Raw genomic sequence first — 25,417 nt, forward strand, 5'->3', positions numbered from 1 at the left:
GGCCACGGTCGGTGTACGGCCAGCGGCAAACGTCGTGGGCCCCGCATACATTCACCGACAAATGCCAAAATACCCGCGACGGAGACCGGGACGTCATCCCAACCTTGGCGCGCACGTCCCCCGCCAGCGCAACGCGTCAATTCTGGACATTGGCGCTCCCCGGAGACCGCGCTACGGTCCGCTCATGACCTCGCAGGGAGGAGTGTCGTGGCGCACATGGCGCGCGGGTGCGCTCGCGCTCGCGCTCGTCGCGTGCAGCTCCAAAGGCACGGAGACGCCCGACCCGAGCGACGCGGGCGGCCCGCCGCAGATGGCCGTCCCCAAGGGCTCCTGGCTCGATTTCCCGGTCGAGGGGGAGGGCCCGTACAACGTCGGTCATCGCACCGTCGAGATCACGTACACCCCGCCGGGCGGCGCGCCCCCGCGAACGATTCCCATCGAGCTCTGGTACCCCACGCTCGACACCGAGGGGGAGACGTCGACCTACGGCGGGCTGCTCAAGGACGCGACGTCGTTCGAAGGCGCGAGCACGGCGGCTCCGCTCGACGGAAAGGCCTTCCCCGTCCACGTGTACTCGCACGGCTCTTCGGGGTTCGCGGGTACGGCGTGGCGCACGTCGCGCACGTTCGCCTCTCACGGATGGGTCGTCGCCGCCCCGAACCACGTGGGCAATCTCCTGCGCGACGGCACGGGGAAGAGGCCTCTCGCCATCTCGTACCTTCGCTCGACCGACGTGAGCGCCACGCTCGACGCCCTCGAGAAGCTCCCGAGCGAGGACCCTCTCGCGGGCAAGCTGCGCACGTCGCGTGTGCTGCTCTCCGGGCACAGCTTCGGGGCGTTCACCGCGCTCGCCTCGGTCGGTGTGACGTTCGACGCGAAGGTGCTCGAGGCCCGCTGCGCCTCGGGGGAGTTCTCGGTGCCCTGCAAGCCCGAGGAGATCGCCGTGTTCACGAAAGGCCTCGGTGATCCACGCGTCGCGGCCGCCGTCCCCATGGCGGGGACCCCGAGCGACTCGGTCTCCGACTACGGCGCCGCCAAGGCCCCCGTGATGCTCATGAGCGGCACGCTCGACGTGAGCTCGGGGCCCATTTTCGAGCGCGCGAACGGCGTCGACGTGACCTGGCTCGAGCTCACCGGCGGGTGCCACGAGGTGTTCGCCCTCGGGGGCTGCAAGGAGCTCGACGAGACGCGCGGGTACCGCATCGTCGCCACGTACCTCCTCGCGTTCGGGCGCAGGCTCGTGCTCGGAGACGCGAGTGAAAACACCCAATCCATCGTCACGGGTCAAAAACCCGTCGACGCGGTCGTTCGGTATCACCACAAGGGCCCCACGTCGCCTCCGGGCGGGCCATAACCGAGGTTTGCTCGTGCGCGCGAAAACCATCTCCACGTCGTCCCTGGCGCTGGTGCTCACCGCGGCCCTCGGGCTCGGGTCCTGCAAGAGCGACACCCCCGAGGCGCCCCCGGCTCCGCTCGAGACGGGCCCTGCCGGCCCGGCCACCCCCTTCCCCGGGGGAGCGCAGCGCCTCACGAGGCTCCACTACCAAAATGCCATTCGGGACATCTTCGGTCCCGAGATCGTCGTGCCCACCGCGCTCGAGCCCGATCTCGCCGTCGAGGGGTTCGAGTCGGTCGGGGCGACCGGGAGCACGGTGTCCGCGCGGGGGATCGAGCAATACGAGGCCGCCGCCCAAGCGATCGCCAAACAGGTGACGGGAGATCCGAAGCTCTTCGCTCGCGTGGCGACGTGCGCTCCGAAGGGCCCCGACGACGTCGCCTGCGCGCGCGCCATGCTCGCGAGGCTCGGAGAGAGAGCCTACCGGCGGCCCCTCACGGAGCCCGAGCTCGTCAAGCTCATCGGCGCGGTGGGCTCGGCGGCCAAGACGCTCGGCTCGTTCGAAAAGGGCGCGTTCTACGGCATTTCGGCCATTCTCCAGTCGCCTTACTTTCTATACAGGCCTGTTGTGGGCGAGCCGGATCCCGAGAACCCCGGCAAGCTCCGCTACACGCCGTTCGAGCTCGCGAGCCGGCTCTCGTTCTTCTTGTGGAACACCATCCCCGACGATGCGCTCCTCGAGGCCGCCAAGACGGGCAAGCTCTCGACCCACGACGACGTGGCGATTCAGGTCACCCGCATGCTGGCCTCGCCCAAGGCGCGCGAAGGCCTTCGGAGCTTCGTCCGTGAGTGGCTGAGGCTCGGTGACCTCGACCTCCTCCAGAAGGACACCAAAATCTTCACCACGTACTCGTCGGACCTCGGCGCCATGGCGCGCGAGGAGACGCTGCGCATGTTCGAGGACATCGCGTTCGATCGCGACACCGACGCGCGCGACATCATGACGACGCGGCGCACGTTCGTCACCCCGAAGCTCGCGTCGATGTACCAAGTGCCGGCTCCCTCGGCGACGGGCTTCGCTCCCGTGGAGCTGCCCGAAAAACCGGCGCGGCGCGGGCTTCTCGGCCAAATCTCCTTTCTTTCGCTCTATTCGCATCCGACGTCGACGAGCGCCACGCTGCGCGGCAAGTTCGTCCGCGAGAAGCTCCTCTGCGCCATCATCCCGCCGCCCCCGGTCAACCTGAATACGGCCCTCCCCGAGCCCACCGAGTCGGCCAAGACGCTGCGGGAGCGCGTGAAGATCCACTTCGCCGAGCCGAGCTGCGCGGCGTGCCACTCGGCCATGGACCCCATCGGCCTCGGGCTCGAGCAGTTCGACGGCATCGGGAAGTTTCGCACCAAAGAGAACGGCGTCGTCATCGATCCGAGCGGCGAGCTCGACGGAAAGGCCTTCGCGGACGCGGCCTCCCTCGGCCAAGCCATCCACGACGATCCGGCCTTCCCCGCGTGCATCACGCGGAAGATGTTCGTGTACGCGACCGGCTCGAGCCCGAGCCCCGACCTCGTCCCCACGACGGACGCCCTGAACGAGCGGTTCGTGGCCTCGGGCTACAAGCTCAAGGTGCTCATGGCCACCATCGCCCAGAGCCGCGCCTTCCGCGCGTTCGTGCCCCACTGAGGATCCCATGAAGAAGCGATTCGACCGACGTACCGTGCTTCGTGGCGTAGTGGCCGGGGGCCTCGTCACCCTGGGGCTCCCCTTCCTCGAGATCTTCCGCGGAGAGCGCGAGGCCAAGGCCGCCCCCGACGCCCTCCCCAAGCGCTTCGGCATGTTCTTCTGGGGCAACGGGGTGTTGCCCGACCTGTGGGTGCCCAAGGCGACAGGTGCGAACTACACACTTTCGCCCACCCTCGAGGCGCTCGCGCCGCACAAGGCCAAGCTGTCCGTCGTGTCGGGCATGAAGGTGCCTATCGTGAACGCCGTACCGCACCTCTCGGGACCGGTGGGCTTCTTCACGGGCTCTCCGGGCGCCAAACACGATCCTGGCGCCTTCGCGGCGCCCACCATCGATCAGGTGATCGCCAACGTCGTCGGGCAAGATTCCCGATTTCGTTCACTCGAGGTGGCCGTGCAACCCGGCACGACGGGCCTCTCGCACAACGGACCGAACAGCCCGAACCCGGCCGAGAGCTCGCCGGCGGCGCTCTTTCAACGTGTGTTCGGCCCCGAGTTCGTGAAGCCGGGGAGCAACGCGGCGCCGAGCCCGACGCTCGCGCTCCGCAAGAGCGTGCTCGACGCCGTGACCGACGACACGAAGCGCCTCCGGGAGACGTTGGGCGCGACCGACAAGGCCCGCCTCGAGCGGCACCTCGACGGTGTCCGCTCCCTCGAGCTCCGCATTCGCAAGCTCCAAGAGTCGCCGCCGAACCTCGCCGCGTGCAACGTACCCACGGCCCCCAAAGACGACTACCCGAGCGAGGCGGGGCGCGTGCCCATGTCCGAGATCTCCCGCGCGATGGTCGACACGCTGGCCATGGCCCTCGCGTGCGATCAGACCCGGGTCTTTAGCTTTTGGTTTTCGCACCCGGTGAACAACACGCTCTTCCCCGGGGCCCCGTCGGGCCACCACCAGCTCACCCACGACGAGCCCGGGGCTCAACCGGAAGTCGCGAAAATCCTTCAACAAATCATGGGTGAGCTCGCCTACATGCTCAAGGCCTTCGACGCCATCCCGGAGGGCGACGGCACGCTGCTCGACCACGTCGCCCTGCTCGCCACCTCGGACTGCAACTACGGGCGCCAGCACACGCTCGACGACTACCCGATCCTCTTGGCGGGCTCGTGCAACGGGGCGCTCAAGACGGGCGCGCACCACCGCGCGGCAGGCGACAGCACGAGCAAGCTCGCCCTCACGCTCTGCCGGGCCATGGGCCTCGACCTCGGCGCGTTCGGGACGGGAGAGGGCCAAGCGACCGTAGGCTTCTCTCCCGTCGAGGCATGACGATGAAGCTCTCTTCGTGGCTCGCCCCCTTGGCCCTCGGCGCCGCGCTCGTGACTGCGGCGCCCGGCTGCACGACGTCCGACGGCGACGATGCCTCCTGCGCCCCGGGCCCGACACAGACGTACGTGATTACGGCCTTGGGCTTCACGCGCGAGGGCCCGAAAGGGGTAGTCGCGGGCTTCGATCTCGACGGCCGCGTGAGCCCCGTCGACGAGCAGGCCTCGTGCGGAAAGGCCGATTTGACCGCGCCCGACGGCACCCCCGGGATCGACAATCAGCTCGCGCTGCTCGTCCCCGACATCGAGAAGCTCGTGGGCAACGCCATCGACGGCATCATTCAAGGTGCCATCAACGACGGCCGCCTGCTCATCGCGTTCGACCTCAAGAACGTGAATGATACACGCGACGATCGCTGCGTCGACATGGAGGTGAAGCTCCTCGACGGCAAACCCAGCCTCGGGACCGACGGGGTCGTCGAGGCCTACCAGACGTTCGACGCGCGAAAACAAGGCCAGATCTTGTCGCCCGCGGCGGGCGGAGCCATCACGAATGGCACCTTCAAGATCGGCCCTTTCCCGCTACGTATCCCGATCGCCATCTTCGACGTGGCCTTCACCATCTACCTCCGCGACGCCTTCGTCCGTTTCACCATCGACGACGAAGGCAACGCCGAAGGGGTGCTCGGAGGCGGGGTGTCGATCGAAGAGATCGCCGAGGGTGTGCGGACGGGTGCCGGCGTGGAGCGCCTCATCCCGCAAATTCGGCTCGTCGGGCGCGCGGCCGCCGACCTCGCGCGCGACGAGGAGGGCACGTGCCAGCTCGTCTCCGCCGCGCTCTCGTTCAAGGCAAGGCCCGCCTTCGTGCGGAATCCCTGAGGGTCCCACGCCGGCCCCACCTCTCCGCGCGGTCGGAGAGGCGGGGGCATCGCGTCACTACGCTCCGCGGAGGACGTGGGGTTTCACGAGGTACCCGAAGCCCGCGTTCGAGAGGCGCTTGGCGAGCTCGACCTTCGTCGTCCCGAGGGACGCGGCCGCGCGGTCGAGGTTCCACTCGGCGTCCGCGAGCTTCGAGAGCAAGTACGCGCGTCGAACCTGCGCCCCCGAGAGACGAAACGTCTTCATGTATTCGACGGTTCCGTCGTCCCGCAGGATGCGCTCGCCGATGTGGCACTCCTCGTTCGGATCGAAATCCGGGTAAAATCGCCGGAGCTCGAAGCGCCCCGCGTCCCTCACGCGCTCCTCGCGGACGGCGCGCGAGAAGAGCCCGTCGGCCAAAAGCTCGGTCGTCGAGACGAGCTCGGCTCGAACCCGATCGACCTCGCGGGCGAGGTGATCGAGGTCGGTGATGCTCCCCGGATCGATCCCCCCTTCGAGGGAGAGCGCCTCGGGGTAGAGGAGCGCGTACGTCGCCACGAGGTCACCGAAGAAGTCTTCGAGGAGCGAGAGGTGGAGCGCGCGGTAGTCGTCCGGGTGAGAGACGACGAACACCGTCGCGAGCGTGTCGGCCACGAAGACGAGCACGCCTACCTGCTGCTCGTGGATCTCGAAGATCCGGAGCGCCTCTTCGAGGCCCGAGATCCACGCGCCGCGCGTCGATCGCTCGATGCGCGGGTCGAGGCCGCGGCGCACGGCTTCGTCGGAGTACTCCTTCCAGAGGATCTCCGGGCCGCGGAAATGAAGGGCCAAGAAGCCCTCCATCGCGAGGTGGAGGGGCAACATGCGGAAGCGCTTCTCGCCTCCCTCACCGGGCTCGAGGCCCTTCACCATGCGGTGATGGAGCATAACGGAGCGCGGCTTCGTTTGGCCGAGGCTCGTGCCGAAGCTCGCCTGGGTTCCATCTTCGGTATGCGACACCACGAGCCCGTGGGGGATGTACGACATGTAGTGGAGCCCCGACGAACCCGGCGTCCCCTCGAGGCGCACGGCCCCGTAGGCGTCGTAGGTCGTCTTGGCGATGCGGAGATCCCCGGGGGCAGAGTCGCGCAGCACGGGCACGAGGCGAAACGCCCCCATCGTCTGGGGTGCGCCGAGGCGGAGGCCGCGGAGAGAAGCGGGATCGGAGTGGACCATCGAGCTCATATCGAGCCTCCCAAGAACACGTTCACACGAAGATCGAGCTCGTGCTCGAGCGCGACGAAGGAGCCGCCGACGGCCGCGAAGCGACCGAGCGCGACGAGGGTGGGTACGTCCTCGGCGTCGCGGAGGCCGAGCGTGGGCAAGGCCTTCGAGAGCACTTTGGGAGCATACGTCTCGCTGTCGTAGACGGGATTCAGGTGGAGCACGAAACACTCCGGGAGGAGGCGCGCTCCCGCCTCGGCGACCTGGCCCGCGAGACCTTGTGGGTCGTTGTCGTACCCGTCCGAGACGACCACGAGCATGTCGGGGCGGAGGCGCAACGCCGCGAGGATCGGCGTCGTCAGATCGGTGGTCCCGCGCGGCGCGAGGTGGAGCTCCTCGTCGGCCGAGAGGCCACGGAGAGGCGCCGAGGTCCAGAGCGCCGTGTACTCGCGCGACGTCGCGCGGAGAAACCGCGAGACCCCGAGGGCCGCGGCGAGCGGGCGGTTACGCTTCTCGCGGCTCCCCGAGCTCGAGAAGCTACGGTCGAGCACGGCGACCACACGGCCGTACGAGGCCGCCGTGCGTCGTGCCGCGCGGGCCGCCGACAGCGCGAAGGCGCGCGACATCTCCGCCTCTCGCGCCGCGCGTTCGACCGGCGAGAGCGAGAGCAGGTAGCTCGCGATCCGCACGAGAGGCTGGCGCGACCAGTCGACGTCGGCCTCGAGCCCCGCGGCCTCACGCGTCTCGGCGAGGCGCATACGCTCGTGCGCCGTGAGCATCGGGGCGATGCGCGCGAGGAAGACGTCGCGCCGCACTCCCCGCTTCTGCGCGAGCCCTTCGGCCACCGTGTAGGGGAGGCCATAGAGGGCCGCGTCGGCGTAGTGGGCCTGGCGATAGGTCTCGAAGAGCGGGGTCGTGAAGCGGCGCTCCTTCCACCCACGCAAGAGGAACGGCTTTAGCTCGCCCGCGAAGGGGACGTGCGCGTGCACGGCGGCGCGACGAAACGATCGGCGGTACTTCACGGCCAAAAAGTCCCGCGTTTCGGGGCGCTCGAGGTAGGCCTTGGTGAGCGCGCGCGTGCGACGGTTGTTCACGCCGCGCTTCGCGAGGTCTTCGAGGAGGTGCATCGCCCGGTGCGTCGGGAGCGTGTGGAGCGCGCGCGTGACGAGGGCGTTCTCTCGAGCGCGGCTCTCGGCGCGCACGTCGCGGCCGGTCGCGAGCAGGTTGCGGACGATCATGGCCTGGTTCGCGTGGTTCACGCCGAGCGCGAGCACCTCGGCGTAGAGGTCGCGGTAGTTCGCGACGACGTAGCGGTGGAGGAAGTCGAGCGAGATGGACTGGCCGTGACCGTCTCCATAGAACTCGCGCTGCCCCGTGCAGGCGAAACACGCGTTCACGAAGAGCAAGAGATCTTCACGCGCGACACGGTCCTTCGCGCTCGGGACGGGGTGCAGGCTCATGGGAGGAGCTGCCCGGGGAGAAGAAGCGCGACGGGCTAGGACAGCACAGAAGCTGGGTTCGGAAGTCGCGCCGAAGTCCCACGGGCAGCTACGACGAGGGATTGCAAACCCGGCGCCAGGACCGGAGCCGCAAAAACCCGAACAAAAACGGGCTCCTCCCCGGAGCGATGCGTATCCTGTAGTATAGATCGTATACGATAGGATAGGCACGGTGGGGCTTGGGGGCCGCATGGTCCGCGGCCGCGCGGCCGCACACGACAGGCCTCACCACGAGAAGTCGCGGCCCGTTCTCGCTTCGTGCTCTGGCAGAAGGTCTGCATACTGAGAGGTCGCATGCGCGCTTCCCTTCGGCCCCTCCTCGCCCTCGCCACGCTCGTCTCCACGCTCGGCACCGCGGCCTCCGCGTGTGGCTCGACGGACGACGTCCCGGATCCCGACGCGGGCTCCGCGCCCGACGCGAGCGAAGGAGACACGTCGACGACACCTCCGCGGCCCGACGCGAGCGCCGACACCTCGGTCCCACCCGACGCGAGCCCGACGGGTCTCGTGCCCGTACCTGCGCCTCCCAAGCCGACCTTCCCGGCGACCATCGGCACGCTCTCGGTCACGCTGCGCACGGCGACGGCCGCGGCCTCCGACACGAACGACCCGCTCGAGGTGTGCCTGAACGAGACGCGCTGTTTTCAGCTGAACTTGCGCGACGTCGACGACTTTCGCCTCGGCGGAGCCGACACGTACCACTTCGAGGGCGTGAACTTGCCGCGGTCCGAGGTGGACCGCGTCGTCTTGCGGACTCGGTCGCCCGCGGGCGCCAACAACGACCGCTATACGCCGGCGTGCCTCGATCTCCGCTTCGACGGTGAACCTGTATACTGCAACGATCAGCTCGGCGGCGTGCACATCGGCACGGGCTCCACCGCCGGCGAGACGATGTCGTACCGCGACCCCGTGGGTCTCCGGAACGTGTGCACGACGTGCCTTCCCTCGAAGCTGCCGGCCGGCCCCGTGCTCGGCGCGCCCGGAGACACCTCGACGCGTGTGTGGGTGCGCACGGACGCGACGCGCCAGGTGGGGCTCTTCGTCTCGGAGAGCCCTGACGGCTCGGGCGCCGTACCGATGGCCTGGGCCGCGCCCGCACCCGAGAACGACTTCACGGCCATCCTCGAGCCCAAGGGGCTCACGCCCGGCCGCACCTACGCCTACCGTGTCTCGGTCGACGGGGCGACGACCGAGCCCTTTCGTCCTCTCAAGACCGCGCCCCCATCGGCGAGCAAGGTGCGCCTCGGCATGGGCTCGTGCGCGCGAGACGAGGCGCAGCCCATCTACCAGGCGATCGCGGGCCAAAACCTCGATCTTTTCCTCTTCCTCGGGGACAACCACTACGGAAATACGCCGTACGTCGAGGCGCATCGCTGGCAGTACCGAAAGCTCGACGCCCTCACCGCCCGCAGGGGCCTCCTGTCGCTCGTGCCCTCCCTCTCCACGTGGGACGATCACGACTTCGTCGCCAACAACTCCGACGGCGCGTGCGGCGGGCGCGAGGACGCGCTTCGCGCCTTCAAAGAGGCTTGGCCCAACCCTTCGTTCGGGCTCCCTCAGACGCCCGGGGTCTTCACGCGCTCGCGCTTCGGCCCCGTCGAGGTCGTGCTCGCAGACTGCCGCTACCACAGGCCGCGCATCGACGATCCGGAGCGGCGCTGCACGCTCGACGGCGCATCCCCTTCGACCGACACGGCCTCCGGCCTCCTCGGCGCCGCGCAGTTCTCGTGGCTCACCGACTCGCTCGCGGCCTCCACGGCGCCCTTCAAGATCGTCGCGTGCGGCAGCCTCTTCACCGGAAACTCGGTCGACTCGTGGGCGAGCTTCCCCGCGGCGCGGGATCGCCTCTTCGCCGAGCTCGCCGCGAAGAAGATCCCGGGCGTCGTGCTCGCGAGCGGCGACATCCACAGGAGCGAGATTCGTGTCACGCCGCGGGCGAGCGGCTACCCTCTGACCGAGCTCGTGTCCTCACCCATGGCCCAATACCCGATGGCCTCCGAGCCCGGGCGCACCGTGTGCAACGGCACCGACGCGCGACGGCGCTTCTGCTACCCGTGGGACTCGTTCATCACCGTCGAGGCCGACGGCTCGCTCCCCGACCCGACGCTCGTCGCGATCGTTCGTGACGAGAACGGCGTCGAGAAGTACCGCCACACGCTGCGCCGCTCCGAGCTCCAGTAGGGCGCGTCATCCGTTCGGGGGAGGGTCGTGCGGCGCGAGCCTGCTACGTTCGTAGGCTCATGAAGAGCCTTCTTTTCCCGATTGCCGCGCTCGTCTCGCTCTCCGTCGCGTGCGGAGGCGCTCCCCCCTCGCCTCCTGCCACCGCCACGTCGGCCCCACCGGCCGGGCCCGACACGACGGCTCCACTAGGAGCCTCGCAGGGCGCGCCCGAGGCCCACGTGGACACGAGCGCCCCGCCCGTCGCCCCGCCCAAAGAGCCCGAGATCACCTCGGTTCGTGTCGTCGTGTCGAACGGGTGCGACACCAAGGTCGACTACTGCGTCGAAGACGGCGCCTCCACCCTGAACACGTCGCTCACCCAACGAACGACGACGACCCACAGCGTGAAACCCGGCGCCAAGCTCCGCCTCAAGAAGGGCGGCTCGTGCGGGGACACGGTCTTCACGGTGCCGGCCGAGAAGGGCGAGGTCAAAGCCTCGATCTGCTCGAAGTAGCGACAATCTCGGCGAAGTCGGCGCACATCTCGTACCTTTCGTCTCGAATGGCAAGAACGTCCTCCGAGCGTCGCGCCGTGGTCGTCACGGGCGGAACGAAAGGCATCGGTCGCGCGATGGTCGAGGCGTTGCTCGCGCGTGGGGCGGACGTCGGGCTCTGCGGCCGTGACACGCGCGCCGTCGACGAGGCAAAGGACGCCCTCGTTTCGCGCTACGGCGAGGGCCGCGTCGTCGCGCAGATCTGCGACGTCACACGCGAAGAGGACCTCGAGGGCCTCTTCTCTGCCACGAAAGAGGCGTTCGGACGCGTGGACGTGTGGGTGAACAACGCCGGCACCAGCAGCCCGCAGGTGAGCTTCCTCGAGCAGGACGCGAGCACCGTGAGGAGCGTCGTCGAGACGAACCTGCTCGGCACCATGCTCGGCTCGCGCGTCGCGCTCCGAGGAATGAAGGCCCAAGGATTCGGCGCGCTCTACAACATGGAAGGGTTCGGCAGCGACGGGGCCCGGCAGCTCGGCATGAGCACCTACGGAGCGACGAAATGTGGAGTGCGCTACTTCACCCGATCGCTGGCCGAAGAGCTCCGCAGCACTCCCCTCCTCGTGTGCACGTTGAGCCCGGGGGTCGTCGTGACCGACCTCCTCGTGGACGTGTACCGGAAGGGAGATCCGAAGGTGCACGCGCGCGCCCAGCGCCTCTTTCAGTTCATCGCGGACACCCCCGACGTCGTCGGGGATTTCCTCGCGAAGGCCGTGCTCGAGAACCGGAGGACGGACGTGCGCCTCGCGTGGATGACCGTCCCCAAGGCGATCCTCCGGTTTTTTCAGCCGAAGTACCACACGCGCAAGATCTTCCCGGGGCCCGGAGATCCGAGGTGAGCTCGCCTATCAGCGCGTGATCTTGAGCCGATAGAGGGAGTTCTGCCGACCGCCCGAGACGAACGGGGACACCATGAAGAAGGCGTTGTCCCCTTCGATCGCGCCGGCCTCGACGGGCCCCGGGATCTCGCACGCGACCTTGCGCGCCGATCCTCCGCCGACAGGCAACGCCAACATCGGCTGTTTCTGCGCGCGGAACGCGACGAGGACCTCCGTACCGAACACCCCGAGCGCCCAGGGCGCTTGCGCGTTCTGGTAGTCGAGCGCGTTGACGAGCTTGAGCGGATTGGCGAAGGCAAGATCGTACTTGGAGAGCGCAAGCGCCTCGCCGCAGTAGAACGCGTCGGACGTGATGGTGAGCCCGCCCCCGAAACACGTGCGGTCGGTGACCTTCGTCGGAGCGACCCCGGTCGCGTCCACGGGGACCCGGTAGAGCGCGCCGGCGCCCTGCGTGGCGTAGAAGTACACGAACCCACCGAAGAGCTGCGCTTGCCCGAACTGGAGGCTCGGGAGCGAGGTCATCACGGTCGACGCCCCACTAGCCTTGTCGACACGCACGATATCGAACTCGCCGTCCTTGCCCGGCGTGACGACGTACACCGATGCCGCGTCGGCGCCCGCGACGTACGAGACCACACCGTCGAACGTACCCGTGCCGATCGGGGTGGCGGCGGCGTCGTTCAGGCCTCTCCGATAGAGCTTTCCGGCCTTGGACGCCTCGGCGTATGCAAACTCGAAGAAGTAGACGTCGTTCTGAACGACACGCCACGCCCCGAGGCCCACGGTGGGAGCGGGCGTGTGGAAGGCCACGGGCGCGCCGCCCGCCTTGGGAATGCGTAGGAGCGCGCCCGTCTTCGGAAAGAAGCTGTTGCCCGTGTCGGCGCCGCTCGTCGGGCTGCCGACGACGATCGCGTCGGACGTGAGGCCCATGCCGAGCCCTGGGCCGACGGGGAGCTCGGCGAGCAGCGCCTTCTCGGGCAGCCCCACGCAGTCGTTTGCGCCACCGTCGGGAAGCGTCCCCCCCTCGGAGACGACGGCGCCGTCGGGGGCCGAGGCGTCGGGGCTACCCCCTCCACCCCCTTCGCTCGAGCAGGCGAAGACCACCGGGACGATTGCAAGAGCTACGAAAAGAGCTTTCTTTTCCGTCATGTGGAGAGCGTAGCCGCGATCGGCTCGAGCGCACGTCGTCCGTTCGGGCGACGCTCGCGCGCGACTCCGTTCCTCACCTCAGTCTTCGAGCACTCCGAAGGTCCAGCTCTCGCCGGGCTCGCGCACGACCACGACCTGCGACTCGACCCTTCGGAGCAAGTCGGGCGCGAAGGTGCCGGCCATGGGGCGCACCCCGACCGCGACCGATTTCTCCCACTCCCACACACGCGCTTCGGCCACACCCTCGATGGCGTAGACCACCTCGAGGATGCGGCGGAGGCGGGGCGGGAGGCGCTCTTTCGTCTCGGCGGCGTCGGTCATGTTCACTTCAAGCCGTCGAGGATGGCCTGGGTGACCTGCGCGGCCTCGTAGGTCTTCTCGCCTTCGTGGTCTTGCGTGAACTTGGTGACACGCGCGGGGTCGACGGGCACGAGATCGGGGCCCATTGGACCGATGACCGAGCTGCCCGCCACGAAGCGGAGCTCGGACGCGTCGTGCCACTTCTTGTCGTAGTAGTCCTGCATGCGGAGCTTCCCCTTCTTGCCGCCGAGGCTCGCCGCGAAGGCGCAGCGGGGGGCGTCGAAGGTGAGCTTCTGACCATCGTCGGAGACGATCTCGGCGAGCCAGGGGCTCTCGGGCTTGAGCTTCATGCCGCAGTGCGAGCACCGGCCCGCAGCCTGCGGCGGCGGGGGCGCGCCCGGATCTTTTTTGCAGGCCGACACGACGAAGAGGGCGGCCGGGAGGGCGAAAAAGGAGCGGCGGGAGAGGGAATTTCGCATACGAGACGTTCCGTGAAGGGAGCCTGCCCGTCAGGGGAAGAGCGGGGTGAAGCCCGAGACGACCGCGTAGCGCAAGACGGGCGCGACCGCGAGCCCGAGCGCGACGGCCCAGGCGATTCGAGAGCGACGAAGTGCGGCACGCGCGAACGGGGCGAGGGCCTCGCGGGCCGTCTCCCCCGACGAGACCAGGCTCCCGAGCGCCGCGCCGCCACCCCAAAGGGTCGCCAAGAAGACGGCCCCGAAGAGCGGATACCCGAGGCCGAGCACGTCGGGCTTCAAGAGGCAGAACGGGCACACGTGCTGCGGCACCTCGAACGCGTGCGGAGCGACCTCGAGCATGACCGCGGCCACGGCGAAGGGGAACGCCGCGAGGGAGAGGGCTCCCGCGAGCACCACACGAGGCCGCTCGGGGCGGCGCGCTGCGAGGGCGCCCACGAGCATCGCGGCGACGATCGCGACGATCGCCGCGATCGTGGTGGGGACGCGCGGCCCGAACGCGGCGCCCTCGACGACACCGGCGCCCGCGTCGAGCGTGACCGAGCAGCACGAGGCGACCACCGTGAGATCGAGATCGAGGAAAAAGAGGCACGAGAGCGCGAAGCTCGCGAGCGACAAGGGCCCGAGCACGAGCATGGCCGCGGCGAGAGGGCGCGCGAGATCGAACGTGCGCACCTTCGCGTCGAACGCGACGAGCTGCGCCAAGAGGCCCGCGACGAGCGCCACGCCCACGTCGGCCATGAGCGAGCGGAACCCCCACGGGCTCGCCTGAAAGACGCCGTAGCCGCACATCGCCCCACGGATGCCGTGGCTCAGGCGCTCGGCGGCGAGCGCCGTGAACGCGACGCACCCGATCTGGACGGCCACCCCGACGCGCACGAACGTGGCCGACAGATCGAGCCGCCGCTCGAGGAGGAGCTGCCCCTCGGTGGCCCGCGCGAGGCGAAAATGCTTGAGCACGAGGAGCCCCGTGTAGGACGCACGCAAGAGGAGCCACGTGGACACGAGGCCGGCCACGAGGCGGAGCGCCACCCACGGCTCGAGGAGGTTCCTCATGCGCGGGCCTCGGCGACAGGGGACGGACCGCCCACGACGCGGCCATCTTCGAGGGTGATCACACGCGCGCCGGGGAGCCCCACGATGCGGGCGTCGTGGCTCGCGACGAGCACCGCGCGTCCCTCGCCGACGATGGCCGCGAGCTCCGTTGCGAGGGCGTGGGTGCGCGCGTCGTCGAGGTGGGCGGTGGGCTCGTCCATGACGACGAGCGGAGGGTCGAAGAGCAGCGCACGCGCGAGCGCCACCCGTTGACGCTCGCCGCCCGACAGGCTCCGCACGGGCGTGTGGGCCGACCGCTCGACGCCGAAGCGCGTGAGGAGGGTCATGGCGCGGGCTTCGTCCTCGCGACGGACCCCCTCGGGCACACGCGGGAGGAGCACGTTGTCGATCGCGGTCATCGCGTCGAGGAGCTGAAGGTCTTGGAAGACGAAGCCGACCTTCTTGCGGCGTACGTCGGCCCTGTGGGCCTCACGGAGGCGCGAGGTGGCCTCGCCGTCGAGGTACACCTCGCCGCTCGTGGGCGAGAGCATGCCCCCGACGATGGCGAGCAAGGTGGACTTGCCGCTCCCGCTCGGGCCGCGGAGCACCACGAGCTCCCCCCGCGCGACCTCGAACGACACGTCGCTGAGCACCGCGCGCCGACCCTCGCCGTCGCGGACCCGCTTCGACACGCCCACCGCGCGCACGGCAGGGGCGCTCGCGGACTCGGGGGAGCTCGATGCAGGGACCTCGTCGGGCACGCTTCGAGCTTAGCAGACATTCGCGTCGCCATTGCGTGCCAGGGTGAGCCATCAGGTGTGCCGCGGCCGCTGTTCAGTGCTCGAAATCACTTGGGTTTTCGACATTCTGGGATGGAACGAAGCGTGCTTCATTCGGAAGGAGGCGCGCCTCGTTTCGGGCGCGCTAGACTGGGTGGGCTCGATGAACGCACGCACTTCCCTTCTTCCGATTCTCTCGCTCGCTGCCGGCTTCGGCCTCGTCGGGGCGGTCGCGTGCACGCTGAATCCGCAGCCGCTGCCCCCGGACGACGACGACCGGGTGAACGCCGTGCCCACGTCGCCAGGCGGCTCGGCCTTCTCGGATTCGGGTCAGAACGCGCCACCGGACGCGCGGAAGGATGCTGGCAAGCTCGTGGACTCGGGCCCGGTGGTCGACGGGGCGCCGAGCTTCGACGCGGGCGTGGACGCGCAGGTCGACGGGGGCGACGCGGGCACGACGTCACTCGACGCGACCCCCGACTGAGGTGGGGGCCGACCGGGTGGGGGCCGACCGACGCGTGGGGGCCGACCTGGGGCCGACCGACGTTCGCGCTAACTCTTTGATCTCTGGTCAACGCCGGCGGCTGCCTACGCCACGACAGATCTCACCACGCCACGAGAGATCCCACCGACGTTCGCGCTAACCCTTTGATCCTTGGTCGCGCCGGACCTGGAGATCCGACCGACGTTCGCGCCAACCCCTCGATATTACTTGGATTGGGGTTTCCCGCCCACATACTCCTCGACGAGCGTCGAGGTGAAGTCGGCAAGCAGCCCATCCGTGACCCGGAGCCGCCGCGACATCTCCCGGGCGATGTTCAGCACGATGAGCGTGTAGGCCTTGAGGTCGTGCCGGTAGAGGGCGTCCATGTCCTCGCTGGACACCCGGAGGAGGCGGGCCGGGCCGAGCGCCCGCACCGTGGCCGACCGGGGCTGCATGTCGATGATCGACATCTCCCCGAACGCGTCGCACGGGCCGAAGATGGCGACCCGCGTGTCGCGACCGCGCCGGCTCTTCTTCGTGACCTCCATCTCGCCCTCGAGCACCACGAAGAGCTCGCGGCCAGCGTCCCCCTCGCGGAAGATCGCGTCCCCCGGGGCGGCCCGCACCGTCTTCAAGGTCTCGCAGAGGTGCTCGAGGATGTCGTCCGGGAGGGCCCCGAAGAGGCCTATCTCGCGGAGCTGCGCGGGGGTCACCGGCGGCTCGGAGCGCGTGAGGCTCCGGCCGGACGGGCGGTCGGACGGGAGGGACCGAGTCGAGGGGCGGTCGTTCATGCGAGCCTCTTCAATGGGGGTGGCGTCTACGCCGTCGGGACCAGGTCGTTCACGAACACGACGCGCTTGCGCTTGCGGCCCGCGTAGTTGTCGACCTCGGAGATCGTCCAACCGACGGCCGCGTGGAACTTCTGCGAGCCTTCGTTGCCCGGCGTGGTGATGGCCTTCATGCGCACGCAGCCCGCCGCGCGGCAGCTCTCGGTGAACTGCGCATAGAGCACGCGCCCTACGCCCTTGCGGCGATGCTCGGGGTGGATGCCCACGAGGTGCACGTAGCCGGTCTTCACCGGGTGGTGCGCGATGAAGCCGAGCAAGAACCCGATCATCACGCCGTCGGACTCGACGATGAGCGCCTTGTCTCCGAGCTCGTAGAAGAAGATCGGGTGAGCGAACGTGCTCATGGGCCCGTCCCACCAGCGATCGATGACCTCGACGATTTCGTCGAAATCCTCCTTCGTGATCTCGCGCGTCTGCATGGTTTCCCGAAGGTTTCACCTTCGCCCGCACGACGCAAGCCCGAGCGACACGAACGGCCCCACGCGGAGCTTGACGCCGGGGCCCCGGGCTGCGAACGAGAGCCCCGATGCCCCCCGTGATCATCGCCCCGTCCATCCTCTCCGCCGATTTTGCCCGCCTGGGAGAGGAGGTACGCGCCCTCGAGACGGCGAAGGCCGATTGGGTGCACGTCGACGTCATGGACGGCCGGTTCGTGCCCAACATCACCCTCGGGCCGCCCATCGTCGCCTCGCTCCGCAAGGTCACCAAGCTCCCCCTCGACTGCCACCTCATGATCGTCGAGCCGGAGCGCTACGTCGACGACTTCGCCAAGGCCGGCGCCGACGTGATCTCGGTGCACGTCGAGGCGTGCGTGCACCTGCATCGGACGCTCTCCCACATTCGCTCCCTCGGGAAACGCGCCGGCGTCGTGGTCAATCCGTCGACCAGCGAAGAGGCCCTGAAGTACGTGTACGACGTCGCCGACCTCGTGCTCGTCATGAGCGTGAACCCGGGCTTCGGGGGGCAGAGCTTCATCGAGTCGGCCCTCCCCAAGATCGAACGCATTCGAAAGGCCATCGAGGCCAGCGGGAGAGCGATCGACCTCCAGGTCGACGGGGGCGTCAACGAAGAGACGGCACCGCGCGTCGTGTCCGCGGGCGCCAACGTGCTCGTCGCAGGCAACGCCGTGTTCTCGAAGCCGAGCTACGCCGAGGCCATCGCGCGCCTCCGGGGGGCGCGTTGAGGCGCCTCGTCACGAGCGCGGCGATCGTCGCAGGTGTCTCTGCGGCGCTCACGTCCTGCGGGGGTGAGCCCAAGGTGCCGCCGCTCGCCTACGTGCCGATCCCTGCCCCGAGCGCGCCCGCGAGCGTACCGATCGCGCCGCCGTTGCCAGGAGTCCCCACGCCTTCCCCGGAGGACAAACACATCGCCGCCATCCTCAAGAAGGTGAGCGCCGTCCGCGGCCTCGCCGCCAAATCGCCCGTGCCTGGCAGGGTGCTCGAGCGCACCGAGCTCGTCGCCGCCGTCCGCAAGAAGGCCGACGACGAGTACCCGAAGGCGGCCATCGAGCGCGACGCGAAGGTGATGGAGCTCATGGGCTTCGCGCCCGCCCCGTTCGACTACATGGGCGAGCTCTCGAAGCTGCTCGAGGCCCAGCTCGACGGCTTCTACGACCCGAAGACGGGCACCATGTACGTCGCGCAAGACCTCGCCGGGGACGCGGCCACCCTCGCGCTCGCCCACGAGCTCACCCACGCGCTCCAAGATCAGCACTACGACCTCAAGCCCCGCGGCGGCTACCACCCCGGCAAGAGCGACGAGATCATGGCGGGCAGCATGCTCGCCGAGGGCGACGCCACGAGCACCATGCTCGATCTCTCGATGAAGGCTCAAGGCCAGACGGCGCTCGATCTCCCCGAGACCGTGTTCACGTCGGTGCTCCAGGGCGCCATGAGCTTCGGCGACGCGGCCAACGCCCCGCGCTTCCTCCGGAGCACCCTTATTTTTCCCTACGTCGACGGCACCCTCTTCGTGCACGCCCTGCGGCGCGAGGGCGGGTTCCTCCACGTCGACGACGCCTGGCGCGACCTCCCGAAGACCACCGAGCAGGTGCTCCACGCCGAGAAGTGGAGCGCGCACGAGCCCGCCCTGGCGGTGCCCGCGCCCACCTTCGCGGCGCTCGGTGCAGGATACACGCGCGTCGACGAGGATACCTCGGGCGAGGGCGGATTGCGCATCGCGCTCGAAGAGTGGACCGCGACCCTCGGCGCCGCCAAGGCCGCCGCGGCCGACTGGGGCGGCGATCGATCGGCCGTGGTGCAGAACGGCAAGACGATGGCGAACGCGCTGCTCGTCGTCACCGACGCTCCCCCCAAGGGCAAACCCGAGGACACCTTCGCCAAGCGCGCCTTCGAGGCCGTGCGCCCGGGCCTCGAGAAGATCCCCGGCAAGGTGACCAAGGACGCCGACATGATCTGCGTCGAGCGCCCGAAGCTCGGCCCGCTCGCCGTGGCGCGCAAGGGCCGCGCGTACGTCGTCTTGGCGGGCCCCGCCGAGCGCTCCGACAAGGCCGATTGGACCCCGAAGGGCACCTGCGCCCTCTCGCGCAAATGGGCCGACGAGGTGCTCGCCCAAGGCGCGAAGGTGAGGTAGCGAACGGGCGCGCGGCGTCCTTTACCGGCCTCACCCTGGCGCCTACGCTGCTCGCATGGGGTCGAGGCGCGCCCGTATCCGAGTCACGGTTCTGGGGATCGGCGTCACGCTCGGCTCGATCGGGCTCCTCTGCACGTCGTACGCGCGTGCCGCCATGGAGCCCCGAGAGGCGTCCTCGGCGGCGCTCCACGACCCGAAACCGTACGAGCTAGGGGGCGTGGAGAGGGAGTCCTCCTCCGAGGCCGCTCGTCCGAAGGAGCCCGTGACGTGCGGTTACCAAGCGCTGGTCTCGGCGGCGCTCGTCGTGTTCGTCGGTATCCCAGGGGTCCTCTTCTTCGCGCGCCTCGCCGTCATGGCGAATCGGGCCGGTCCGACGGGTCCGGTCGCCGCAGGGGCACCCCCGGCGGGGAGGCGAGGCCCGCAGATCGCCGGCGAGCGGTGTGGCCACTGCCGCAAGCGAGTGATCGCGGAGAACGAAGCAGCGCGGTGCCCGAGCTGCGACGTCATCGTGCATCGCGACGACTGCATGGCTCGCCACGTGGCCGAGCACCGGGACGAGCCCTACCGGTAGGCGAGCGCGTGGAAGGCCGTCGACCTCACGCGTCGGTGGACGGACGATAGGCTCGCCCAAGGCGCGCGCATGAAGTCGCGAGCCTCTCGAACATTTTCCGACGGAACACCGCGGCGTGCGCCAAGCGGCGGACATGAACCCCTCGCATCGCGCTTCCTTGTCCCTCGCCGTCGCCCTCACGCTCGCCGCTTGCGGCGGAAAAACCGAGGATCTCTCGGGCACTGCCGCCCCCGGATCGTCCCCGTCGGCGAGCTCGACCCCCTTCCCGGGAGCCCCTCCGCCTCCCGGCGCGATCACGCCGACCGATCCGCCGCTGCCGACGAGCCCGTTCACCGCGCGCGTCGCCACGACCGACGTCTCCATCCTCTATCCGCTGCCCGAGCGCGGCACCGCGGGCCTGCTCCGCGCGAGCGACGGCACGGGGCTAGGCCCTCTCCTCCCGCGGGAGGCCTTCTCGGGCCCCCTCGGCCGGGGCTCGCTCGACTTCGAGCACACGTCGACCTACGAGGCGCTCCACCTCGTCGGCGTGCGCCTCGATCCGTGCGGCCACCGAGCCGAGGGCGCGGCGTGCACGAGCGAGGTCCGCGCGGTGTTCCAGGGCGTCGCCCCCGACACGAAGGGCGCGACGCTCGCGGCCGACGGGGGCGTGCACGTGATGTACGACGTGCCCGCGGGCGAGCTCGACGAGATGCTCCGCGAGATCCTCACCGCGAAGCGCGCGAGCGGAGACACGGAGTCCCGAGAGCTCGGGCCGCACCCGATCCTCACCGCCCAGGGCCTCGAGGGCGCCTTCGGCAAGACGCTCCGCGCGATCGTGCTCCGCCACGTGGGAGAGAAGCGCATCGCGCGAGTCACCACGTTCGACCACAACTTCGCCCTCGACGGCGACGGGTGGACGTTCACCATCCACGATCGGGTGAATGGCAAATACGTCGCGGGCAAGATCCCGGGGGTCGAACAGTCTGGTCAGACCGTCGGGGGCACGCCTGCACGCGCCCTCTCGCTCGCGGAGACCTCGGCCGAGGCCCTCGGCGGCCCTTCGGCGAAGGATCCCGTCGCCGCCCTCGTCTCCAGCGCCCGCAGGGAGGCGCCCGCGGCGACGCTCCAAAAGGCCTTCGACTCCGCCCTCCGCGTCGAGGATCCGAGCGTGCACACGGCCGCCTCCACCGACTGCGCGAACTGCCACTTGGCCGAGGGAGCGCACCGCATCGGCAAAGAGCTCTTCGGCATGAACGAGCCGGCGGGCTTCCTCCCGGGCGTCTCCCGGCGCGACGAGCGCACGAGCGTCACGAACCTGCACGCGTTCGGCTACCTCGACAGGAGCGTCTCGATCACGCTGCGCACGGCCGCAGAGTCCGTCGACGTGGCCCGCGGGATGGAGCGCACGCTCGTCGCGAAGTAACGAGCCCACGCCCACGGGACGAGGGCCTTCGCATCCTCGCAGCATGCGACCGGGAGAGCGGCTCGGCGATTCGTACCGTGCGACAGAGCTCCCGAAGCCGCGGCGAGCCTGCCCGTACGCGTACGAAGGCCCTATTGTTCTCCCGGAAGGGATACTCCCATGTACGAACGCCACTTTGTTCTCCCGGAAGGGATACTCCCGTGTACGAACGCCACTTTGTTCTCCCGGAAGGGATAACCCCATGTACGAACGCCACTTTGTTCTCCCGGAAGGGACAATGGCGGGTACGAGCGGCCCACGCCGTGCTTGGGAGCTCCCCCTATCCGCTCGCAGGCTTTGCGGGCGCGGGTGGACGCGCCGAGACTCGGAGAAGCAAAGCCGAGAACGGATTTTGGGGGAGCTGTCGGGCGCGGAGCCCGGAGGGCGAGCACCCGGCGGTGGGGGCACCCCTCTCTTTCTCTCTTCTCTCGCTCTCGGCGAGCGGAGCCGTGGGCTCCTCGTGCCTCAGGGCACCGCGACGTCGAAGTGCACGGCCCAGTTGTAGAGCGAGTATCCGTAGAGCGAGGGCGTCGCGTCGGAGTCGCGGAGGTTGCCGCGCGCACCTCCCGTGGGCCCAGGGCACGCGGGGGACGGGGCGTTCTGCGCGTAGGTGAGCCTGCGGCTCGTGCCCGTCGGGGTCGACGCGAGGGTGATGGTCACCGTGTCGGGCGCGGTCACCGCGACGCTGGTGATGGCCGGCGTGCCCGCGCTGTCGAGGTAGCGGAAGCCGAAGTTGCCGGGGTTCGTCACGAGCGTCGTGTCGAGCGTGAGCGGCGGCGCGGGCACGGCGAACTTCACCGTGATCACGTTGCCCGCGCGCGAGACGGCGGTCGGGCGGACCGGCTCCCACGTTTTGCCCTCGAGCACGTGCTTGAGATACGCCTTGGCGAAGTACTCGCCGAGCCTCCGGTTGCTATGCGACGTGTAGTGGAGGCAGTCGGACGCGAAGGCGAACGGGTAGCCCGGCGTGACGAGCACGACCTTCCCGGGCGCGCGCACGTGGGCGTCGAGCTGGGCGTTGGCGATGGGGCTCGCGGGCTTGTCGGTCCAGCCGCTCATCTGCGAGACGAAGAGGGGCACGGGGAGGGTCTGCCCGGTGCGCGCCTTCACCTCGGCCTCGTAGTCGGTTTGCCACTCGACGAGCGCGTCCGAATAATTCTGGATTTTGTTCGGGGTCCCGTCGGTCCCCGCGAGGGGGAAGCCGGCGTAGTAGTGGTCGGTCTCGCCGTGGATGGCCGTGACGGCGCGCACGACGTACGAGGCGCCGCGGGCCGCGGCGAGCCGCTTGCCGTCGTCGACCTGGCGCATCGCCTCGGTGAAGGCCTTGATGTTCGACGCGCTCTCCCACGAGCACCCGCCCTTGCGGAGGCACGCGTAGCTGTTGCCGCTCCGGCCGTGCAGGCTCACGAGCACCTCGTGGCTCGTGCGACCCGCGGGCTGGCCGACGAGGTACACGCTGCGCGCGATGTTCGTGATCTCGTTCGCGATCCCGCTCGAGGCCGTCTCGACCGAGTAGTTGAAGAAGCGATCGCCCTCGACGAGCGCGACGAGCGAGCTCGGCGTCTGGTAGGTCGTGCAGCCGTTGCCGTTGCAGCCGGTGGCCGTCATCACGCCCACGTCGAACATGAGGTTCGCGAAGGGCTGCGTGGTGGTGAGCACCGGGGTGCCCGAGTTCGCCACGCTGTTGCTCTGACCCGTCGAGAGCACGTGGTTCACGTCGAAGTGTTGGTAGAACGGATCGAGCCCGGTGCCGGGGCCGCCCGTCTCTTCGTTGAGGCCGATCGTGACCGCCGCCGAGACCGTGCGCTTCAGCGTGAGCCACACCGTGTTTCCGTCGCGCGAGACTTCGTAGTCCGTGCCGTCGACGAGGGCCGTCGTGCCGAGTCGCACGCCTGAGGGGAGCGTCGCCTTCGTGTAGTCGAGCAGGCGGAACACCGGGTTTTTGATGGCCTTCGCCTTGGGGTCGAAGGTGAAGACCGCCGCCGAGGTCGTGGGCTCGGCGCGGACGTCCCACGTGGCGAGCACGTGGTTGTAACCGGCGGGCGCGAACGTCACGGTGTCGGTCCGGCCCACGCCAGCGACTCCGCTCGTGACCACTTGGCCGCGCGTGGCCGCGATCGACGAGGCGGTCTGGCGCTCGACCTGGGCGACCTGGTTCGTCGTGGCGGACTTGGCGCCGAGCACGATGAAGGTGCCGTAGCTCTGGTACGGATAGCCGCTCAGGTTGCCCTGATATCCATACGACGGGAACGAGGTCTGGCCGACGGCGCCGAAGTTCATGCCCCAGCCCATCGTCTTCACGCTGGTGCCGGCCGGGAGCTGGTGCTGATTCAAGAGGTACGTCCAGTTCCACGCGGCCGGCATGAGCTGGCTCGCGGGGCTCCCGGCGTCGATGACGCGGGTGGCGCTCGTCTTTCCCCAGTTCGAGTAGAACCAGCCGTAGCCGGCGTCGTGCTGGGTGTACCTCTGGCTCTGCACGAGCCCCATCTCGGCGTTCTGGGCGTTGTTCCACGAGAGCACGTACGGCACCACGTTGGTGGCCGAGTACGACCACGCCGACTGCATGGTGACGGGCCCCGTGGTGGCCGTGGTCGTGAACTTCCGGCGATCGCCCCACCCGACCCCGTCGACCGTGCCCGACGAGCCCGTGTACTCGAGCGCGCCAAAAGGAGATTTGGTGTCGAGCGAGAGCCCGTTCGCGCCGGCCGCCGAGCTGTCGTAGGTGACGTTCCAAAGCGGGTAGTCGCGCCCGGTGACGAAGACCCATTGCACCGTGGCCTTCACGGGGATGGTGGCGCCGGTGCTCGTCTTGAGGGTCGCGTACGAAAACTCGACGATGGCGTGGCCGGTGCCGTTCGCGCGGAGCGTGCGCGTGCCCGTGACGAACTTGTTCGAGATCGTGGCGTAGTCGCTCGAGCGCTGGGCCATCACCAAGCCGAAGCCGGGCTCGCTCGCGCCGCCGCTCATCGTGCGCGTGACGCCCGCCGAGGGTTGGTACGTGAAGGTGCGGGCATACCCGCCGAAGGCCCCGGCCGGATCTTGCGCGCCGTTGCCCACGAGGAAGGCCGTGCGCGTGCGGTTCGCCGAGTCGCGCCAGGTGATCTTGTCGCCGACGAAGCCGCCCTCGTTCACGTTCTGCGCGACCGACACCGTGGGCGCCGCGGCGGTCGTGTCGGGCAGCTCGAGGGGGTCGCCTGCGAGCCGCGCCCGCGGGCCGTCGAGCTCCGCGTCTTCCGTGGGCGTGGCCGTGTCGGGATCGAACGGCGCGTCGGCCCCGGTGGCCACCTCGTCGGCGGGCGCCCCGCACGCGACCGGGAGCAGCAACACCGCGAAAAGACCCGAGAATTTCAGTGCGTTGCGCATGGCTTCGACCCTCGGGGCGGACTATGACCCGAGATCGGCCGGTCGACAAACGGCATCTTTTGCACGAGCTCGGCTATGCCGCGCACGGTTCACCTCCCCCTCGCCGCTCGCAGGCTTCGCGCGCATGGGGAACGTGCCGGGACGCGGGGAAGCGAAGCCGAGAACGGCGTTTGGGGGAGGTGTCGGGCGCGGAGCCCGAAGGGCGAGCACCCGGCGGTGGGGGCACCCCTTTCTCGCTCTCTCTTTCGTGCAGGGCCCGTCAGCGCCGGTTCGGGGCGCCGGGCGTCTCGGGTGCCGTCTCGAAGCCCGCGTCGGGATCGCCGCTCGGGAGACGTGACCAGCTCATCGCACCCGAGGAGGCGTCGGGCGGGTAGACCACCTTCCCGAGCACGCCGCCGTCCTTCGCGAGCAAGAAGAGGGTCTCTCCGCTTTTGTTGCTGATGCCGAACTCGGCGTTGAAGCAGTGCGACTGCCCGCCATCGGGGCACGGGCGCCCCGCGTCGCCGGTGCCGCCGCCGCGCACGATCACGTATCCGCCCTTTTGGACCACGGTCGAGGGTGGGAACATGACGGCCTCGGAGAGCTTGGGCTCGCCCGTGGTTTTGTCGCGATCGGCGAGCCGGATGCCGGAGATGTCCTCGGGATCGGCGCCGATGTTCACGAGCTCGACCCACTCGTCGCCGCCGGAGACCTCGTTGATGAGGAGGTTCGAAGCGCTCAGGTTCGAGCCTGCGTCGAACCTCCCGGAGTCGACCGTGGACGTGTCTCGCGCGGCGTCGATCGGGGGCGGCGGGGGCGGCGGCACGTACGTCTCGGCGGTGCCCGCGTCGACGACGGGGACGGTGTCGTCGCCCGAGCAGGCGTACGCCAGGGCCGCGGGCACGAGCACGAGGGCCAAGAGCACGAGGCGGCGATCGGTGGTCGATTTCATG

At 69.3% G+C, this 25,417-nt stretch carries 23 protein-coding genes; 12 read left to right on the forward strand and 11 right to left on the reverse strand.

What is annotated here, in order from left to right:
- Nucleotides 1-184 precede the first annotated feature (184 nt).
- Genes IPK71_04110 through IPK71_04125 form a run of 4 tightly spaced genes read left to right on the forward strand, consistent with a single transcriptional unit; the run spans nucleotide 185 to nucleotide 5,213 of the window.
- Nucleotides 185-1,354, forward strand: coding sequence for a hypothetical protein (locus IPK71_04110; GenBank protein MBK8212911.1), 1,170 nt, complete (start codon nucleotides 185-187; stop codon nucleotides 1,352-1,354).
- A 13-nt stretch (nucleotides 1,355-1,367) separates the two neighbouring features.
- Nucleotides 1,368-3,014: a DUF1592 domain-containing protein gene (locus IPK71_04115; GenBank protein ID MBK8212912.1), complete on the forward strand. Its 1,647-nt coding sequence runs from the start codon at nucleotides 1,368-1,370 to the stop codon at nucleotides 3,012-3,014.
- A gap of 7 nt (nucleotides 3,015-3,021) precedes the next feature.
- Nucleotides 3,022-4,338, forward strand: a complete 1,317-nt coding sequence (locus IPK71_04120; protein ID MBK8212913.1) for a DUF1552 domain-containing protein — start codon at nucleotides 3,022-3,024, stop codon at nucleotides 4,336-4,338.
- A gap of 2 nt (nucleotides 4,339-4,340) precedes the next feature.
- The gene (locus tag IPK71_04125) at nucleotides 4,341-5,213 is read left to right on the forward strand and encodes a hypothetical protein (protein ID MBK8212914.1); all 873 of its coding nucleotides are present in this window, start codon (nucleotides 4,341-4,343) and stop codon (nucleotides 5,211-5,213) included.
- 57 nt (nucleotides 5,214-5,270) lie between these two features.
- Here IPK71_04125 and IPK71_04130 read toward each other — a convergent pair whose 3' ends face one another.
- Nucleotides 5,271-6,416, reverse strand: a complete 1,146-nt coding sequence (locus tag IPK71_04130; GenBank protein ID MBK8212915.1) for a hypothetical protein — start codon at nucleotides 6,414-6,416, stop codon at nucleotides 5,271-5,273.
- Complete coding sequence (locus tag IPK71_04135; protein ID MBK8212916.1) at nucleotides 6,413-7,855, reverse strand: hypothetical protein; 1,443 nt, start codon at nucleotides 7,853-7,855, stop codon at nucleotides 6,413-6,415. The genes IPK71_04130 and IPK71_04135 overlap by 4 nt, the downstream gene beginning before the upstream one ends.
- 333 nt (nucleotides 7,856-8,188) lie before the next feature.
- Here IPK71_04135 and IPK71_04140 point away from each other — a divergent pair, with 333 nt between their 5' ends.
- The 3 genes from IPK71_04140 to IPK71_04150 are packed head-to-tail and all read left to right on the forward strand — an operon-like array spanning nucleotide 8,189 to nucleotide 11,447.
- Nucleotides 8,189-10,075: an alkaline phosphatase D family protein gene (locus IPK71_04140; GenBank protein ID MBK8212917.1), complete on the forward strand. Its 1,887-nt coding sequence runs from the start codon at nucleotides 8,189-8,191 to the stop codon at nucleotides 10,073-10,075.
- A 59-nt stretch (nucleotides 10,076-10,134) separates the two neighbouring features.
- On the forward strand, nucleotides 10,135-10,569 hold the full coding sequence (locus IPK71_04145) for a hypothetical protein (GenBank protein ID MBK8212918.1): 435 nt from the start codon (nucleotides 10,135-10,137) through the stop codon (nucleotides 10,567-10,569).
- Nucleotides 10,570-10,616: 47 nt separating this feature from the next.
- Nucleotides 10,617-11,447, forward strand: a complete 831-nt coding sequence (locus tag IPK71_04150) for an SDR family oxidoreductase (protein ID MBK8212919.1) — start codon at nucleotides 10,617-10,619, stop codon at nucleotides 11,445-11,447.
- A 9-nt stretch (nucleotides 11,448-11,456) separates the two neighbouring features.
- Here IPK71_04150 and IPK71_04155 read toward each other — a convergent pair whose 3' ends face one another.
- The 5 genes from IPK71_04155 to IPK71_04175 all read right to left on the reverse strand — a co-directional run bounded on the left by IPK71_04155 (nucleotide 11,457) and on the right by IPK71_04175 (nucleotide 15,168).
- Complete coding sequence (locus IPK71_04155) at nucleotides 11,457-12,596, reverse strand: hypothetical protein (GenBank protein ID MBK8212920.1); 1,140 nt, start codon at nucleotides 12,594-12,596, stop codon at nucleotides 11,457-11,459.
- A 78-nt stretch (nucleotides 12,597-12,674) separates the two neighbouring features.
- Nucleotides 12,675-12,917: a hypothetical protein gene (locus IPK71_04160; GenBank protein MBK8212921.1), complete on the reverse strand. Its 243-nt coding sequence runs from the start codon at nucleotides 12,915-12,917 to the stop codon at nucleotides 12,675-12,677.
- A 2-nt stretch (nucleotides 12,918-12,919) separates the two neighbouring features.
- Entirely contained in the window at nucleotides 12,920-13,375 is a 456-nt protein-coding gene (locus IPK71_04165) for a nitrous oxide reductase accessory protein NosL (protein MBK8212922.1), read from the reverse strand.
- Nucleotides 13,376-13,405: 30 nt separating this feature from the next.
- On the reverse strand, nucleotides 13,406-14,428 hold the full coding sequence (locus IPK71_04170) for a hypothetical protein (protein ID MBK8212923.1): 1,023 nt from the start codon (nucleotides 14,426-14,428) through the stop codon (nucleotides 13,406-13,408).
- A complete protein-coding gene (locus IPK71_04175) occupies nucleotides 14,425-15,168 on the reverse strand; it encodes an ABC transporter ATP-binding protein (GenBank protein ID MBK8212924.1) in 744 nt (247 codons plus the stop codon). Before IPK71_04175 ends, IPK71_04170 begins: the two co-directional genes overlap by 4 nt.
- Before the next feature lie 181 nt (nucleotides 15,169-15,349).
- Here IPK71_04175 and IPK71_04180 point away from each other — a divergent pair, with 181 nt between their 5' ends.
- Complete coding sequence (locus tag IPK71_04180; protein MBK8212925.1) at nucleotides 15,350-15,670, forward strand: hypothetical protein; 321 nt, start codon at nucleotides 15,350-15,352, stop codon at nucleotides 15,668-15,670.
- Between the two features lie 224 nt (nucleotides 15,671-15,894).
- Here IPK71_04180 and IPK71_04185 read toward each other — a convergent pair whose 3' ends face one another.
- Nucleotides 15,895-16,461: a cyclic nucleotide-binding domain-containing protein gene (locus tag IPK71_04185; protein MBK8212926.1), complete on the reverse strand. Its 567-nt coding sequence runs from the start codon at nucleotides 16,459-16,461 to the stop codon at nucleotides 15,895-15,897.
- A gap of 26 nt (nucleotides 16,462-16,487) precedes the next feature.
- On the reverse strand, nucleotides 16,488-16,937 hold the full coding sequence (locus IPK71_04190) for a GNAT family N-acetyltransferase (protein MBK8212927.1): 450 nt from the start codon (nucleotides 16,935-16,937) through the stop codon (nucleotides 16,488-16,490).
- 107 nt (nucleotides 16,938-17,044) lie between these two features.
- Between IPK71_04190 and IPK71_04195 the strand changes: the two genes are divergently transcribed.
- From IPK71_04195 to IPK71_04210, 4 genes are all read left to right on the forward strand, one after another.
- Entirely contained in the window at nucleotides 17,045-17,701 is a 657-nt protein-coding gene (locus IPK71_04195; protein MBK8212928.1) for a ribulose-phosphate 3-epimerase, read from the forward strand.
- Nucleotides 17,698-19,110 (forward strand): hypothetical protein, encoded by a 1,413-nt coding sequence (locus IPK71_04200; GenBank protein ID MBK8212929.1) that lies wholly within the window; start codon nucleotides 17,698-17,700, stop codon nucleotides 19,108-19,110. Before IPK71_04195 ends, IPK71_04200 begins: the two co-directional genes overlap by 4 nt.
- Nucleotides 19,111-19,165: 55 nt before the next feature.
- A complete protein-coding gene (locus IPK71_04205; protein ID MBK8212930.1) occupies nucleotides 19,166-19,681 on the forward strand; it encodes a hypothetical protein in 516 nt (171 codons plus the stop codon).
- 133 nt (nucleotides 19,682-19,814) lie between these two features.
- The gene (locus tag IPK71_04210; protein ID MBK8212931.1) at nucleotides 19,815-21,083 is read left to right on the forward strand and encodes a hypothetical protein; all 1,269 of its coding nucleotides are present in this window, start codon (nucleotides 19,815-19,817) and stop codon (nucleotides 21,081-21,083) included.
- A gap of 504 nt (nucleotides 21,084-21,587) precedes the next feature.
- Here IPK71_04210 and IPK71_04215 read toward each other — a convergent pair.
- Together IPK71_04215 and IPK71_04220 are read right to left on the reverse strand one after the other, a co-directional pair.
- Nucleotides 21,588-24,485, reverse strand: a complete 2,898-nt coding sequence (locus IPK71_04215; protein MBK8212932.1) for a hypothetical protein — start codon at nucleotides 24,483-24,485, stop codon at nucleotides 21,588-21,590.
- 259 nt (nucleotides 24,486-24,744) lie between these two features.
- Nucleotides 24,745-25,416 carry a lamin tail domain-containing protein gene (locus tag IPK71_04220; GenBank protein MBK8212933.1) on the reverse strand — a complete coding sequence of 224 codons (672 nt, stop codon included), beginning with the start codon at nucleotides 25,414-25,416 and terminating at the stop codon, nucleotides 24,745-24,747.
- Nucleotide 25,417: the final 1 nt, after the last annotated feature.

The sequence above is a fragment of the Myxococcales bacterium genome (assembly GCA_016712525.1).
Classification (GTDB): domain Bacteria; phylum Myxococcota_A; class Polyangia; order Polyangiales; family Polyangiaceae; genus JAAFHV01.